The 14,462-nt window shown below is 64.1% G+C and carries 11 protein-coding genes; 10 read left to right on the forward strand and 1 reads right to left on the reverse strand.

The window, feature by feature from the left end:
- Positions 1-31 precede the first annotated feature (31 nt).
- From ACI3L3_RS06420 to ACI3L3_RS06435, 4 genes are read left to right on the forward strand one after another with little or no spacing between them, the layout of a single operon-like run.
- Entirely contained in the window at positions 32-1,777 is a 1,746-nt protein-coding gene (locus ACI3L3_RS06420) for an ATP-binding cassette domain-containing protein (protein WP_404844283.1), read from the forward strand.
- On the forward strand, positions 1,774-3,459 hold the full coding sequence (locus tag ACI3L3_RS06425; RefSeq protein WP_404844284.1) for an ATP-binding cassette domain-containing protein: 1,686 nt from the start codon (positions 1,774-1,776) through the stop codon (positions 3,457-3,459). The genes ACI3L3_RS06420 and ACI3L3_RS06425 overlap by 4 nt, the downstream gene beginning before the upstream one ends.
- Complete coding sequence (locus ACI3L3_RS06430) at positions 3,456-4,769, forward strand: HlyD family type I secretion periplasmic adaptor subunit (protein WP_404844285.1); 1,314 nt, start codon at positions 3,456-3,458, stop codon at positions 4,767-4,769. Before ACI3L3_RS06425 ends, ACI3L3_RS06430 begins: the two co-directional genes overlap by 4 nt.
- Positions 4,766-6,112 carry a glycosyltransferase gene (locus tag ACI3L3_RS06435; protein WP_404844286.1) on the forward strand — a complete coding sequence of 449 codons (1,347 nt, stop codon included), beginning with the start codon at positions 4,766-4,768 and terminating at the stop codon, positions 6,110-6,112. Before ACI3L3_RS06430 ends, ACI3L3_RS06435 begins: the two co-directional genes overlap by 4 nt.
- A gap of 15 nt (positions 6,113-6,127) precedes the next feature.
- On the opposite strand, the gene ACI3L3_RS06440 is transcribed toward ACI3L3_RS06435, so the two are convergent.
- Positions 6,128-7,585, reverse strand: a complete 1,458-nt coding sequence (locus ACI3L3_RS06440) for a sigma-54 interaction domain-containing protein (protein ID WP_404844287.1) — start codon at positions 7,583-7,585, stop codon at positions 6,128-6,130.
- A 210-nt stretch (positions 7,586-7,795) separates the two neighbouring features.
- Between ACI3L3_RS06440 and ACI3L3_RS06445 the strand changes: the two genes are divergently transcribed.
- From ACI3L3_RS06445 to ACI3L3_RS06470, 6 genes are all read left to right on the forward strand, one after another.
- Positions 7,796-8,749, forward strand: a complete 954-nt coding sequence (locus tag ACI3L3_RS06445; protein ID WP_404844288.1) for a 4Fe-4S dicluster domain-containing protein — start codon at positions 7,796-7,798, stop codon at positions 8,747-8,749.
- A complete protein-coding gene (locus ACI3L3_RS06450) occupies positions 8,749-9,210 on the forward strand; it encodes a hypothetical protein (RefSeq protein WP_404844289.1) in 462 nt (153 codons plus the stop codon). Before ACI3L3_RS06445 ends, ACI3L3_RS06450 begins: the two co-directional genes overlap by 1 nt.
- Before the next feature lie 175 nt (positions 9,211-9,385).
- Complete coding sequence (locus ACI3L3_RS06455) at positions 9,386-9,808, forward strand: RrF2 family transcriptional regulator (protein ID WP_404844291.1); 423 nt, start codon at positions 9,386-9,388, stop codon at positions 9,806-9,808.
- A gap of 107 nt (positions 9,809-9,915) precedes the next feature.
- Positions 9,916-11,568, forward strand: a complete 1,653-nt coding sequence (locus ACI3L3_RS06460) for a tetrathionate reductase family octaheme c-type cytochrome (protein WP_404844292.1) — start codon at positions 9,916-9,918, stop codon at positions 11,566-11,568.
- A gap of 4 nt (positions 11,569-11,572) precedes the next feature.
- A complete protein-coding gene (locus tag ACI3L3_RS06465) occupies positions 11,573-12,223 on the forward strand; it encodes a cytochrome b/b6 domain-containing protein (RefSeq protein WP_404844293.1) in 651 nt (216 codons plus the stop codon).
- A 420-nt stretch (positions 12,224-12,643) separates the two neighbouring features.
- Positions 12,644-14,386: a DEAD/DEAH box helicase gene (locus ACI3L3_RS06470; protein ID WP_404844294.1), complete on the forward strand. Its 1,743-nt coding sequence runs from the start codon at positions 12,644-12,646 to the stop codon at positions 14,384-14,386.
- Positions 14,387-14,462 lie beyond the last annotated feature (76 nt).

The following is a 14,462-nucleotide window of genomic DNA, read 5'->3' on the forward strand; positions in this document are numbered from 1 at the left end:
CGGATCAAACCGGCAGACTGCATGCCACGGCATGGGCCTGCCGGTTTGTTGCATTTGGACCAAAGGAGGTCCCCCTCTGCCCCACGCCACGCCGTTTCCGTCCCTGACGGGGCATCTGGCCCGCCATCCCGCCCGCGCCGCAGAATTGCTGGCGGCCTCTCTGCTTATGAATCTTTTGGCCCTTGTGGATACCGTGTTCGTGATGATCGTGCTGCGGCGGTATGTGGCGCATGGTCTGGACGGAACGTTGTATCTGCTGGGCGGTGGAACGCTGGTTGCGGTGCTGGTGCTGTGGGGTGTGCGCCGGGCGCGAAACCGACTGGCCGCCGCCATGGACATGGGCCGCGCCGAAGCGGTGGAGGCCCGGACCATGGAGCATTTGGTTACCGCGCGGGTTTCGGGGCTGGAGGCAGAAGGCGTGAGCGGGCGGGGTCTGATGAGCGATATTGCCGCTGTGCGCGCCGCTCTTGGTCCGCAGAATCTCTGCGCCACGTTGGACGCGCCTTTTGTGCTGCTCTTCATTGTGGCGGTGTGGATGCTGCATCCGGTGATGGCCGCGGTGGTGGCGGGCGGCTGCGCCGTGGCTTGTGGCGGCGGGGTGTGGACGGCGCGCCGTGGTGTGGCGCTTGCGCCGCGCCTTGAGCGCGCTGCGGACCGGGCGCAGCGTGTGGTCAGCAATATGAGCGATGCGGGGGAGACGGTTCGCGCCTTTTGTGGCGGGGCGTTGGTGCGCAGTGCATGGACCGCCGCGCAGGAGCGCCTTGCGCTGTTGCGGCGCGCTGCGGCGCATGTGGGCGGCACCGGGACCGCGCTCACGCAAGGGGCGTCTGCGCTCTTGCGCGTCGGCGTGTTTGGCATTGGGGCGACGTATGTGGTCCGGGGCGGGCTGTCCGTGGCGGCGCTTATTGGCGTGAGTATGCTTGGGGCGCTGGCCCTGCGCGCGGTGTCGCAATCCGTGCAGGCGTGGCAGAGCATTATGCGGGGGCGGCAGGCGTGGCAGCGGCTAGAGGAATTTTGGAGCCTGCCGCGCGAGCAGGAGCAGGGCGAGCCGCCGGCGCAGTGGTCCGGCGCGCTGCGCCTTGAGGACGTCAGTTTTGCGTGGCCGGGGCGCGGGGCGCTGTTTTCGGGGCTGTCCTGCAGCGTCCGGGCCGGGGATATTTTGTTGGTGACCGGCCCTAACGGCGCGGGCAAGACCACGTTTCTTCGGCTGGTGGCGGGGCTTGTTGCGCCGCAGGACGGGGCGGTGTGGGTGGATGGCGCGCGTTTGGCGCAGGTGCCTGCGTCGTGGTGGCGGCAGCAGATATGCGTCATGCCGCAGGAGGCCGTGTTTTTGGACGGGACCATTGCCGAGAATATGACCCTTGGACCGCCGGGCGAATACGCCGTGGAGATGCAGGCCGCACTGGGAGCGGCAGGGATGCGGCGCTCTATCGACACCAGCGAGCATGGCGTTTCCGAGGTGCTCACCGGTGGCGGTGCAAAGCTCTCGCGCGGGATTCGGCGGCGGCTGGCCCTTGCGCGGGCGCTGGCGTCCGGTGGGCGCGTGGCGCTCTTTGACGAGCCAACGCAGAGCATGGACGCGGAGGGGCGCGCCTGTGTGTACGCGGCGCTCAATGCCATGGCGCGGGAGGGGCGCACCATTCTTGTCGCATCGGACGACCCGCATATCCGCAAGGGCGCAACCTGTCTGCTGGACCTTGCTGACGGCGCGTTTACGCGTGTGCGTGCCGCCGCCCCCGCCGCCACAGCCTCCGGCGCGCAGGAGGTGCGGCAATGAAGGAGATGACCGCCCGCCTGACGCAGGCCGCGCCGCTGACCATGCGCCTTTTTGCCGCGACGGTGTGTGTGAATGTCTTGTCCTTTGCCTCGCCGCTGTTTGTGATGCTCATCCTGGGGCAGTACACCAACACCGGATTTGACGGCACCCTTGTGACCTTTGCCGTGGGCATGGTGCTGGCGATGGCCCTGCAGGTGGGGTTGAAGCAGGTGCGCACGGCCATGGCGGCCGCCGTCAGCGAGGCCCCGGACGAGCGCCTTGCCGCGGGGGTGGCGGATGTGCTGACGCGGGCGCGCATGGGCGCGCTGTGGCGGGTGCCGGAGGCGCTGCGGCGGAGCATTCCCGCGCATCTCGACGCCGTACGCAAGGCCTACAGCGCCACCAGCATTACCAGTGTGCTCGATGCGCCGTTCTGCCTCGCGTTTATTGCGGCGGCGTGGTGGCTCAGTCCGTGGGTTGGGGCGGTTGCCCTTGTGGGGACGGCGGCGCTGCTGGGGCAGGGCCTTGCCGCAACGCGCGCGCAGCAGCGCACCATGCGCGAGGCCCAGCGGGAGGATATGACCCTGCGCGGCATGGTGGAGAGCGCCCAGCGCGGCGCGGATACCGTCCGCTTGTTTGGGGGCGGCGTGTTTGTGCAGGAGCGCTGCGCGCGGCAGGGGGCAACGGTTCGCGGCCTGAATATGGCGGTGGAGCGCATGCGTCTTGGCGGCATGAATGCGGCCATGACCATTCCCGTCTTGGCACGGGTGGCGGTATACGCCGTGGGCGCGAAGGAAGTGGTGGTGGGCAACCTGACCGTGGCGGGGCTTATTGCGGCGAATATTCTTGTGTCACGAGCCTTTATGGTTGTGGCGCAGTTTGTGGGCACGGGCATGCGTCTGGCGCGGGGCAGGCAGGCCCTGCGCGATATCCGCGAGCTGTCGCGCGTGCCTCTTGAGGCGGGCAGCGGCACCGCGCTTCGGGAATTTTCCGGGCGTCTGAGTCTGCGGGATGTGGCCTTTGCCTACCCCGGCAGCAGTGCGCCGCTGTTTGAATCCCTTACCGTTTCGTTGCCGCCGGGGTCGGTGGCCGTGGTGCATGGGCCTAGCGGCGCGGGCAAGACGACCTTTGCGCGGCTGCTCACCGGCCTTGTGGTGCCAACGCGTGGCGACGTGTTGGCGGACGGCATCACCCTGCGTCAGCTTGCCCCGGCGTGGTGGCGGGCGCAGGTGGTGTATGTACCGCAGGAGCCAACCTTCGTCAGCGGCACCCTGCGCGAGAATATTACCCTCATGCGTCCGGACATGGACGACGAGGCCGTGGCGGAGGTGGTGCGGCTGTGCGGGCTGACGGCGCTTGTGGCGGACCTGCCGCAGAGGCTTCAGACGCCGCTGACGCGGGCGGGGCGCACGTTATCCTATGGCATTCGCCGCCGCGTGGCCCTTGCCCGCGCGGTGACCACGCAGGGGCGGCTGGTTGTGATGGACGACCCCTTTGAAGGACTGGACGAGGACGGCGTGCACGTGGTGTCGGCAGTGCTGCGCGACTGTGCGCGCCAGGGGCGGACCATCATTGTCTGCGCGGATGCGCCGGATGTTCTGACGGACGCGCATGTCCGGCTGGACCTTGGGCGCAAGCCGGAACCGGAAATTGTGTGGGCCGCATCTCCCGGTCGGCAACGCACGAAGGAGCAAAGCGCATGACGCAGACGCCGGTACAGCCGGACCAAGCCGCCGACAGCGCGGCGCGGCGCAGTGAACGGGCGGCCCGGAGCTTTTTGTGGCTGTGTGTGGCGGGCGCGGTGGTGTTTGTGCTGTGGGCGGCCATTTTTCGGCTGGATATAGTGAGCATGGCGCAGGGCGAAGTTATCCCCAGCACCAAGGTCAAAAGCGTGCAGCATCTGGAAGGCGGCATTATCCGCGAGATTTTGGCGCGCGAGGGCGACGCCGTAAAGCAGGGTCAGCCCCTTGTCATTTTGGAGGAGACCTCCACCGGTGCCAGCGTGGAGGAGATTGCCATCCGCACCACATCCCTCACGGCGGAGGTCGCGCGCCTTGATGCGCAGGCGCGTATGCTGGACGCCCCGGTCTTTCCCGAAGGGTTTGCCATGGCGCACCCGCAGCTTGCCCGGCAGGCGACGACACTCTTTGAGGCCAGCCGCCAGCGCCTTGAAAGCGAACTGGCCGAACAGCGTGAAAATATCATCCAGCGCGAGCAGGACGTGAAGGAAATCCGCGCCCGCCTCAGGAATAACCGCCAGAGCCTGACCCTTGTGCGCGAGCAGGTGGCGCTGTCCGAAGAGCTGCTGCGTGATAACCTGACCACCCGCTATAAGCACCTGGCCTATCTGCGCGAGCAGTCGGAGCTTGTCAGCCGCATAGAGCAGGACCGCGCGGCCCTGCCGCGTGCGCAGTCGTCCCTTGCCGAGGCTCGTGAACGGCTGGTGCGCCTTGAGCGCGCCTACCGCGAGGAGGCGCAGGAGGATCTGCGCAAGGCCCGGCAGGAGCTGGAGGAGTTTTCCCAGCGGCTCAAGAAATTCCGCGACAGTCTGCGGCGGACGGTTATCCGCTCCCCCGTGGAGGGCGTGGTGAAGACCCTGCACGTGGTGACGCGCGGGGGCGTGGTGCGTCCGGGCATGACCCTTGTGGACATTGTGCCCTCAAGTGACAGGCTGGTGGTGGAGGCGCATTTGCCCATTTCGGACATTGGCTACGTGCAGGAGGGGCAGAGCGCCATTGTACGCTTGGCTTCGGCGGATGCGGCGCGTTTTGGCAAGCTGGACGGACGCGTGGTGCATGTAAGCCCGGACACCTTTACCACGCCGGAGGGGCAGACCTTCTATTCTGTGCGTATTGAGACCGAGGGCGACGGCTTTTCCCACGGCGACTTTCAATACCGTCTCATTCCGGGGATGTTGGTGATGGCGTATATCCATACAGGCCAGCGCACCGTGCTGGAATACCTGACGGACCCCTTCCTTGGCGCCATGGGGCAGGCCATGCAGGAGCGATGACTATGCGCGTCCTGCTGGTGCATCCCAATTTTCCGGCGCAGTTTCGGCACGTGGCGCGCGCCCTTGGCGCGGATAGTGCGACGACGGTGGTCTTTGCCACCACCAATCCGCGCCCGGACTGGACCATCCCCGGCGTGAAGAAGGCGATATTCTCACCAGTCAAGGCCAAGACGGAAGCAAAGGATGGCGACGCCCATCAACAGGCTGTGCGGCGGCTGGTGACGCCGTTTCGCGATGCCGCCGCGCAGGGCGAGGCCATGTACCGGCTGGCCCACCGGATGAAGCGGTCCGGCTTTACGCCCGACGTCATCTACGCCAGCTCCGGCTGGGGGCCGAGCCTCTACCTCAAGGACGTGTGGCCCGACACGCCCCTGATGTGCTACTTTGAGTGGTTTTACGATCCCTTTGGCGAGGACGCGCGCTTTGGCCGCAAGCCCCCGCCTGAGAAGGGGCTTGCCCCGCCGCAGACGCTGCGCTCGCGCAATGCGGCAATATTCAACGACCTGTGGGCCTGCGAGCAGGGCCTCTCGCCCACGCTGTGGCAGCGCTCCCAGTTTCCCGGCGAATATCATCACAAAATGGCCGTCCTGCACGACGGCGTGAATACGAACCTCTTCCGCCCACGGCCGGGCACGCCCATGCAGCTGAAAAACTGCGACCTGTCCGGCGTGCGGGAGGTCATTACCTTTGCCGGACGCGGCATGGAGCCGTACCGGGGCTTTCCGCAGTTTTTGACGGCGCTGGAAATGGTCCTGCGCCGTCGGCCGGAGGCGCACGCCGTCATCGCCGGGGCGGACCGGGTCTGCTACGGCACCCCGCACCCCAGCGGCAAAAGCTACAAGGACATCATGCTGGAGGAGTTGGACCTGCCGCAGGACCGCGTCCACTTTGTGGGGGCGCTGCCCTACGGCGAGTACCGGCGGATGCTGGCGGCGTCCTCGGTGCATGTGTACTTAACGCGGCCCTTTGTGCTGTCGTGGTCGGCCATTGAGGCCATGGCCAGCGGCTGTTGTCTCGTCACCTCGGATACGCCCCCGGTGAGAGAGGCGATGCGTGATGGCGAAAGCGCGCAGTTTGTAGATTTTGCAGATCCGAAGGACATTGCCGCAGGTATGGAACGGGTGCTGGACGATGCGCCCTATGCGGAGCGCCTCAGGCGCGGCGCGCGCGAGACAGCCGTCAGCCGCTACAGCTTGGAGCATTTGCTCCCCATGCACTTGCGCCTTATCGGCAATACGGCAAACCGGGGCGCGGTGGTACAGGGCGCGTTGGACGGGCGAGAGCGCGCTGATATTGAGGCCCCAGAGCGGGCAAAGGCGCCGCAGGGAAAGAACGGGCGCTGACGCGCCCCGGCGCGGCTAGTCCAGAATGACGGTGCTGACGTCCACCGCGTACTTGCGGATGCGGTTATGCACCGTGCCCCGGCTGACGCCCAAGAGGCGCGCGGCGGCGGTCTTGTTGCCGCCAGTGGCGCGCAGGGCGGAGACCAGTTGCGCGCGTGGACCTGCGGGGTGGTGCGCTTCCCCCTCGCGTGGTGCGGAGGGGTCAGCCGGGCGCAGCGGCGGGAGGCTTTCGGCGCGCTGTGCGTCATGATGGGGCAGGGGCGTGGTGTCCACCGGCGGAGGGCATGTCGCGTCTTCGCCCATGATGGAGGGCGGCAGGTGCTCCGGCAGGATGGGGCCGGCGTCCGCGATGACGCAGGCGTATTCCAGCGCGCTTTTCAGTTCGCGCACGTTGCCGGGCCAGCGGTGGGCCATGAGGCGGCGCATGGTCTCGGGCGCTATGCCCGCAATGTCCGCCCCGGAGCGCTGGCTGATGTCGTGGAGGAAAAAGTCCGCCAGCAGGGGGATGTCCTCAGCGCGTTCACGCAGGGGCGGAATATGGATAGGGATGACGTTGATGCGGTAGTAGAAGTCGCGCCGGAAGCGCCCCTCCTGCGTCAGGCGCTCCAGATTGCGGTTTGTGGCGGTAATGATGCGGGCGTCCACGGTGATGGGGCGGTTGTCGCCAACGCGCTCAATGCGTTTGCTTTCCAGCACGCGCAGCAGCTTCACCTGAATGGACAGCGGCACGTCGCCGATTTCGTCCAAGAAGATATCCCCGCCGCGTGCGGCCTCAAAGCGGCCCTCGCGGTGGCGGATGGCTCCGGTGAACGCGCCCTTTACATGCCCGAAGAGTTCGCTTTCAAGGATGCTTTCGTTGAGGGCGGCGCAGTTGCACTGGATGAATGGGCCGTCGCTGCGCGGGCCAAGGGCGTGGATGGCGTAGGCGGCCAGCTCTTTGCCGGTGCCGGATTCGCCGGAGATGATGACCGGCGCGTCCGAGGCCGCGGCCCGTTCAAGGATGCCGTAGAGGCGTTGCATGGCCGGAGCATGCCCCACCATGCCGTGAAAGCCCGTGTCGAACAGGCGGGTGAGTTCGTCGATGCGGCGCTTTTGGGCGTCCAGTTCGGAGATGTCCGTCAGGGTCTCCACAGCGGCGATGACGTTGTCGCCGTCCATGAGCAGACGGGCGTTTTTGATGACGGGGACGGAGGCGCCGTCCTTGCGGATAATGCGGCAGCGCTTGCGCGGCTCGCGCCGGGTGTCAAAGAGCGCGCACCAGTGCTCACGCCCCTTCTGGCGCGAAATGGCGCACACGTCGCACTGGAGCATGGTGCAGGGCTGGCCCGTGAGTTCCTCGCGGCTGTAGCCCGTCATGGCGGCCATGGCTTCGTTGACCATGCGGATACGCCCGTTGGGACCGATGATCATCAGCCCTTCGGCCATGGTTTCCAGAATATCTTGCAGCGAGTTCTTGATGGGGTCGATGTGCATTTCTTGAACACCTTTTGGGCATGTGTTTGAACAGGTGTAAAAAATGTGTACCACGTCCTGCACGCCATCACAACGGGGCCACGCGGTGGGAGGCCGCGTGGGGCGGGGATTCATCGTCAGTGGTCCCCGGCGCTTGCGTTTCGGCACATACCCTGCAAAAATCAGGACAATAGGAAATGTCTCAAGACCACAGACGAGGTTGAACACAACGTGAACAGGCGTACCTTTTTCAAGACCTTGGCCGCAGGCGGTGCTGCCTTGGCAACGGCGGAAGCCGCCGCGCCCCGCAGCGCCGAAGCCGCGAAGCAGAGGGTGGAACTCGCCACCGTGCTGGACCTGACGCAGTGCATCGGGTGCGGCGCGTGTGTGGAGGCCTGCCGCGACGCCAATGCCGCCAAGAAGCCCGAGCCGCAAAAGCCCTTCCCTAAAATGTACCCCGCCCGCGTCAAGGCCGAGGACTGGTCGGACAGGCGGGACGTGGACGACAGGCTGACCCCATACAACTGGCTGTATATCCAGACCGCGCAGGTGGAAGTGGACGGCGAGATGCAGGATATCTACATCCCGCGCCGCTGCCTGCACTGCGTGAATCCGCCCTGCGCCAATCTGTGCCCGTGGGGCGCGGCCCTGAAGCAGGAAAACGGCATTGTCCGCATCAACGACGACATCTGCCTTGGCGGGTCCAAGTGCAAGGCCGTGTGCCCGTGGCATATCCCCCAACGCCAGACCGGCGTTGGGCTGTATCTGGACCTGCTGCCTGCGTTTGCGGGCAACGGCGTCATGTACAAGTGCGACAGGTGCTACGACCGTGTGGCGGACGGCGGCGTGCCCGCGTGTATTGAGGTATGTCCCATGCAGGTGCAGACCATTGGGCCGCGCGATGATATGCTGGCCCTTGCCCACGCCCGCGCCGAGGAAATCGGCGGGTATATTTATGGCGAGCATGAAAACGGCGGGACCAATACCTTGTACGTGTCGCCCGTCCCCTTTGAGACGCTGGCCGAAGCGGTGGAGACCGGACCGGGCCGCCCGCACCTTGGCCCCGCGCAGGATGTGATGGCCAAGGATGAGGCCCTTGCACGCGCCGTTGTGGTGTCGCCGCTGGTGGGCATTGCCGCTGGCGTGCTGACCTTTGCCGCCGCCATGAAGAAGGGGGATTCGTAATGCTCAGGACTCCACGCTGGACAGTGCGGCTGTACATCCTGTGCTGCGCGGCCCTTGCCGTCACCGGGCTGGCGCAGATGCCCATCTTTAAGCGCTATTACATTGCGGACATCCCCGGCCTTGGCTGGACGGCGGATTTCGCCCTGACCCACGCCATGCACTACGCCTTTGCCGCCGTGCTGTTGGCGCTCATCTTCATGCACCTGACGCGATACGTGCTCGCCCGCCGCTGGCGGCTGACGTGGACGGGCGCACTGCGCGCCGCGTTTTTGGTGACCCTCGTGGGGACGGGATTTGTGCGGGTCTTTAAGAATATGCCGGATGTGTTCTTTTCGCCCACCACGGTGATGCTGGTGGACTGGACGCACCTTGGCGCGGCCATGGGGCTGGGCCTTGGGGCACTGGCCGCGCGCCTTGCCGGGCGGCAGCCCTATGTCCGCCCGCGCAGCAGCGTGCGATAGGGAACAGAAATCCCTGTGAAATCCAACAAACCCGGCATGTTAAAATCCCTACTGTCTGTAGGGAAAAAGGTTGGAAAAATCTATCGAAAGGGGTATGTTCCCGGCAAACGGAAAGGCTGTTTTGATACGGATAACAGCCGAGTCCACAGAACAGATTTGGCCGGGAGCATAGAGGATGAAACTCTCCACACGGAGTCGTTACGGAACGAGAATGTTGATCGATATTGCCCAGAACAGCAACGGCAAGCCCGTGTCCGTGAGTGACATGTCCAAGCGGCTTGGGGTGTCCGTGAAGTATCTGGAGCAGCTTATCCGTCCGCTGAAGAGCGCCGGATATTTGGACAGCGTGCGCGGCCCCAAGGGCGGGCACAGGCTGACCAAGTCGCCGGACGAGATTACCGTCGGCGAGGTGGTGCGCCTTTTGGAAGGCGGCATCAATCTGACCGACTGCGTGGGGGACGCAGCCAAGTGCGAACGAGCGGGAACCTGCAACGTTCGCGCAGTGTGGGTGGAGGCGACCAGCGCCATGAATTCCATCCTCGATTCCATTAAGCTGTCCCAGATAAGCCACGCCGAAGGCATCAACTGTTGTTCCTGACGGGGGTGTGACGCGCGCCCCCATATGCAGACGAGGTGATCCGGACGGACCGGGAGATGGTTCCGGTCCGCCGGGATGACGAGAGATGCAACCTACGGGGGTGACGCATGAGGCATTCTGCTTACGCACGCGGCGGCGTGCTCATCCTGCTGGCGCTGATGGTGGCGGGGCTTACTGTCCCGGCGCAGGCGGCAGTGTCGCCGGCGCCTGCACCGGGCCGGACCATGGCCCGCAAGGCCACGCAAACGCCGGAGCTGTGGATTACCGCGGACCACTCCAAGCACGAGGTCCTGAAGCAGGACTTCCAAAAGCCGGAGGAAGTGACCGCGGCGTGTCTGACCTGCCACACCGAAGCGGCGGTGCAATTCCACAAGACCATCCACTGGACGTGGCTGGACCCGCTGGAAGATCCCGCGCTGAAGGTTGGCAAGGGCGGACTTGTCATCAACAACTTTTGAATGAACATCCAAAGCAACGAGGCTCGTTGCACTTCCTGTCATGCCGGTTACGGGTGGAAGGATAAGTCCTTTGACTTTTCCGACCCCGTCAAGGTCGACTGCCTTGTCTGCCACGAGCAGACTGGCACCTACAAAAAATTCCCCACCATGGCGGGCTATCCTGTGGAGAAGCCCAAAAAGTTCGCGGGCAAGGAGCAGTTCTACCCGCCGGACTACAAGGCCGTATCGCAAAGCGTTGGCCGCCCGAGCCGTAAAAATTGCGGCACCTGTCACTTTTATGGTGGCGGCGGCGACGGGGTGAAGCACGGCGATTTGGATTCCTCCCTCTTTACGCCCACCAAGAATCTGGACGTACACATGGGTGTGGACGGCCAGAACTTCACCTGCGTGCGCTGTCATACCACCACGCTGCACGACATTGCCGGGCGTATCTACTCCAACCCGGCGGCCACCGAGCGCAAAAGCCTGCTGGAAGACGACCTGCTGCCCAAGATTATGTGCGAGTCGTGCCATAGCGCCACGCCGCACAAGGCCGGGCACAAGGCCAACGACCATACGGACAAGGTGGCGTGTCAGTCCTGTCATATCCCGGCTTTTGCGCGGGAGAATCCCACCAAGATGTCGTGGGACTGGTCCACGGCGGGCAAGATGAAGGACGGTAAGCCGTATAAAGAAAAGGGTCCGCTTGGGAAGGCGTCGTACGTTACCAAGAAGGGCAGCTTTGTATGGGGCACCAACGTGGTGCCGGAATACTACTGGTACAACGGCGTTATTGAATCCCTGCGCGTGACGGATACCATCGACCCCAGCGGTGTGGTGAAGTTGTCATGGCCCGTGGGAGACAAGGACGACCCACGTTCGCGCATTATGCCCTTTAAGGTCCACCGCGGAAAGACGCCCTACGACAAGGGCCACAACACCATGGTGGTGCCGCATCTCTTCGGAAAGGATAAAGCGGCCTACTGGAAGGGCTATGATTGGGAGAAGGCCATTCAGGCGGGCATGGACTACGTGGGACTGGACTACTCCGGCGAGTACGGCTTTGTGGACACGGAATGGGTGTTCCCCACCACGCACATGGTGGCGCCTAAGGAACAGTCGCTGGCCTGTAGCGAGTGCCACTCGCGGCAGGGCCGTCTGGCCAATCTGGCCGGGTTCTATATGCCTGGACGCGACCATAATCAGGCCGTGGACTGGATAGGCTGGGCCGCCGCGCTTGCAAGTCTTGTGGGCGTTGGCATCCATGGCTTCATCAGACTCGTCTCCCGCAAGCGGTGGGCAAACGGCGAGCCGAAGGAGTAGCGCCATGAAAGGAATGGACAAGATATACCTCTACACCCGGTTCGAGCGGTTTTGGCACTGGGCGCAGGGCGCGCTCATCATCCTGCTTGGTGTGACGGGCTTTGAACTGCACGGCTCGTACACGCTGTTTGGCTTTGAAAAGGCGCACGACATCCACGTGCTGAGTGCGTGGAGTTGGGTGGTGCTGTGGGCGTTTATTGTGTTTTGGGTCATCACCACGGGCGAGTGGCGACAGTACGTGCCCACCACCAAAAAAGTGCTGGAAGTGGCGCACTTTTACGCCATAGGTATCTTCCGCGGCGAGGCGCATCCCGTGCCCAAGACCATCCGCGCCAAGCATAACCCCTTGCAGCGCATCACCTACCTGTCCTTGTCCGCGCTGCTGTTGCCGGTGCAGATGGCCTCCGGCCTCCTGTATCTCTTCTACAACGACTGGGCGGCCCTTGGCGTGCAGGGCGTGCTGACCCTTGAGGCGGTGGCGCTGGTGCACACCGTACTTGCCTTTGCCTTGCTCGTGTTCCTTATCGTGCATGTGTACATGACCACCACGGGGCACACCGTATGGGCGCACATCACGGCCATGTTCACGGGCTGGGAGGAGATTGAGGACACCTCCGCCATTCAGGATTGGGAGCGAAAGACCGAACGGTTCTAAAAAACACCCAAGTTCGACGAAAAAAAATGAAGGCGGCCCCTGTTTTTTGGGGCCGTCTTTTTTTTTGCGGAAAAAGACGCATAACCCCGTGGCACGAGTGGCGTTTCCCCTGCTTGAGCATGCAATCACAAGCTCCGGGGCGTTGTAGAGATGAGGTGCTTTTATGGATATTGCGTATGCAATGTGCTATGAATTCAATGTGTTGTAGGGCGGTGTTCGCGCAAAATAAGCGGCGGGGAAGAATTTTTGCAAATGTCGCGCCGGGGTTGCTGTCTGAAGCTATTTGCGGTAGGAAGGGCCTCCCTCGCCGCAGAACGCCATCGCAAGCTGACCTTTCGGTCATGGCTCAGACAATCATCCCATCCCAATGGACGCGCGTGCTGCATCGAGTCTCGTATTTCCCTAAAAAGGTAAGGTATTATGGAGTGTTTTAAGGCCCTTGGCCTTTCGGATTGTATTTGTGACGCCCTTGCGCGCAAAGGTTTCAGCGAACCGACCCCCATTCAGGAGGCGGTTATCCCCAGATTGCTCAGCGGTGAGCGTGACGTTGTCGGTCAGGCAGCGACCGGCACGGGTAAGACTGCGGCGTTCGGTCTTCCCATTCTTGAGTCCATTGAGGCGGGCGCAGGTCATGTTCAGGCTTTGGTTCTGGCACCGACCCGTGAACTCGCTGTCCAGGTGGCGGATGAAATCGAGTCGTTCAAGGGAAACAAGCGTATCAACGTTTTGCCCATTTACGGCGGACAGGCATTTGGCCCGCAGTTCCAGGGTCTGCGCCGTGGCGCTGACATTGTCGTCGGCACGCCCGGACGCGTTCTGGACCACATCGAGCGCGGCAGCCTCGACCTGTCCAACATCTCTTTCCTCGTCCTTGATGAAGCTGACGAGATGCTCAACATGGGCTTCATCGACGACATCGAAACCGTCATGGCCGCCGCGTCCGAGGACAGAAGAACCCTGCTGTTCTCCGCGACCATGCCGCAGGACATCCTGCGCATTGCCAAGCGGTACATGAATGATTTCGAGAACGTGGCCGTCAAGCGCGAACAGCGCGACGTGCCGCTGACCGAACAGGTCTTCCACGAAGTGGCGGAGTCTGACCGTTTTGAAGCCCTGTGCCGCGTCATCGACGCCAACGACGGCTTCTACGGATTGGTCTTCTGCCGCACCCGTGCGGACGTGGACAACGTGGCCGCACGCTTGCAGGAGCGCAACTACGCCGCCGAAGGCCTGCATGGCGACGCCTCGCAGGCCCAGCGCGAAAAGGTGCTCAACAAGTTCCGCAAGCAGACCGTGACCGTGCTGGTCGCCACCGACGTGGCCGCCCGCGGTATCGACGTGCAGGAACTGACTCACGTGGTGAACTACGCCATCCCGCAGGATCCCGAGACCTACGTGCACCGTATTGGTCGTACGGGCCGCGCCGGGCGTACCGGTCACGCTGTGACCATCATCAACCCCAATGAGTTCCGCAAGATGCGCTTCATCACCCGTAACGCCTCGGGCGAAATCAAAAAGCAGAGCCTGCCCCGCGTGGAGGAAGTTATCTCCGCCCGCAAGCTCCGCCTGAAGTCCGGCGTTATGGCTGCCATGCAGCAGGAAGGTCTGGAACCCTTTGAAGCCTTCGCGCAGGAGCTGCTGGAGATCGACGACGATCCCAAGAAGGCTCTGGCCGCTGTGCTGAAGATGGCCTACCGCGACGACCTCGACGCGTCCCGCTATCGTCAGATTGACGATGCGCCGCAGCGCTCCATGGCTGGTGGCGGCAACGGCCGCGCCGAAATGTTCTGCGCCAGCGGCCGCGCCGACGGCATGTCCCCGCGTGAGCTGGTGGACGTCGTCTCCCGCGAGGCCGGCATCAACGGACGCCTCATTCAGGGCGTGCGCATTATGGCCCGCCACGCCGTGTTCCAGGTGCCCGAGAGGGAAGCCGAGAACATCGAGCGGACCTTCCGCAAGCTGGCCGCAGGCGCTCCGCCGCTGGTGCGCCGCTCCCGTCAGGGTCGCGGCGGCGGTGGCCGCAGTGGCCCCCGCGGCGGCTTCAAGCCCCGTGGCAACGGCGGCGGTCCCCGCGGTGGCAATGGCGGCAAGCGCCGCTATGACAACCGCGGCAACGGCAACGACCGCGACCGTGGCAACCGTTCCTACGGTTCCCACAACTAGCCGGCACTGCCAGCGCGCTGGATAACAGCATGTAAAAGGGCGCTCCCCACACGGGGAGCGCCCTTCTTTTTTGTGG

The organism is Desulfobaculum sp. SPO524 (genome assembly GCF_044987625.1).
Lineage (GTDB): Bacteria > Desulfobacterota > Desulfovibrionia > Desulfovibrionales > Desulfovibrionaceae > Desulfobaculum.

Bases quoted from the DNA above. Each gene is read 5' to 3' on its own strand.
- ACI3L3_RS06420 (WP_404844283.1), top strand. From the start codon at position 32: ATGGGCCTGCCGGTTTGTTGCATTTGGACCAAAGGAGGTCCCCCTCTG.
- ACI3L3_RS06425 (WP_404844284.1), top strand. From the start codon at position 1,774: ATGAAGGAGATGACCGCCCGCCTGACGCAGGCCGCGCCGCTGACCATG.
- ACI3L3_RS06430 (WP_404844285.1), top strand. From the start codon at position 3,456: ATGACGCAGACGCCGGTACAGCCGGACCAAGCCGCCGACAGCGCGGCG.
- ACI3L3_RS06435 (WP_404844286.1), top strand. From the start codon at position 4,766: ATGACTATGCGCGTCCTGCTGGTGCATCCCAATTTTCCGGCGCAGTTT.
- ACI3L3_RS06440 (WP_404844287.1), bottom strand. From the start codon at position 7,585: ATGCACATCGACCCCATCAAGAACTCGCTGCAAGATATTCTGGAAACC.
- ACI3L3_RS06450 (WP_404844289.1), top strand. From the start codon at position 8,749: ATGCTCAGGACTCCACGCTGGACAGTGCGGCTGTACATCCTGTGCTGC.
- ACI3L3_RS06455 (WP_404844291.1), top strand. From the start codon at position 9,386: ATGAAACTCTCCACACGGAGTCGTTACGGAACGAGAATGTTGATCGAT.
- ACI3L3_RS06465 (WP_404844293.1), top strand. From the start codon at position 11,573: ATGAAAGGAATGGACAAGATATACCTCTACACCCGGTTCGAGCGGTTT.
- ACI3L3_RS06470 (WP_404844294.1), top strand. From the start codon at position 12,644: ATGGAGTGTTTTAAGGCCCTTGGCCTTTCGGATTGTATTTGTGACGCC.